Genomic DNA, 464 nt, shown 5'->3' with positions numbered 1-464 from the left:
AATCCCTTCTGTGTATGGCTTGCCAATGCTGAAGCCAGGTAAACCGCACCCGGACGTTCTGTACCATTAAAGCCCCAGATGGCTTTTGGCATTTCTCCGTCCATATCAATAGTTTCGAATCCATAACACCAGCAAGGAGTTACAGAAAGTACAACACCGACTCCACTATTACGGAATTTTTCAGCCGCCATGGCAGCTTCAGCCACTCCACCAATAGTTGTATCTGCAATGACGCACTCTACGGAAGTGCCGTCACTATGACGTAAGACAGAAGAATAAAGCTCGGCCACTTTATGGGCCATGGCCATAGTCATATCCTCCAATGACTCACGGATACCTCCACGACGACCGTCAATAATAGGTCTGATACCAATTTTCGGCTTTCCACTGATTAATCTTGAATTTCTCATGGTTCAACTGATTTTATTGAGATTAATATAAAAATTAACTAAATCGATTAAGCC

General features: G+C 43.8%; 1 pseudogene. It reads right to left on the bottom strand.

The features are described 5' to 3' along the window. Positions 1–410, bottom strand: a pseudogene (fucI, locus tag DWY55_RS21835) (L-fucose isomerase); the annotation flags it as partial. Positions 411–464 lie beyond the last annotated feature (54 nt).

It is taken from the genome of Bacteroides sp. AF25-38AC, from assembly GCF_003602995.1.
Classification (GTDB): Bacteria; Bacteroidota; Bacteroidia; order Bacteroidales; family Bacteroidaceae; genus Bacteroides; species Bacteroides uniformis.
This window is presented reverse-complemented; position numbering and strand designations above follow the sequence as displayed.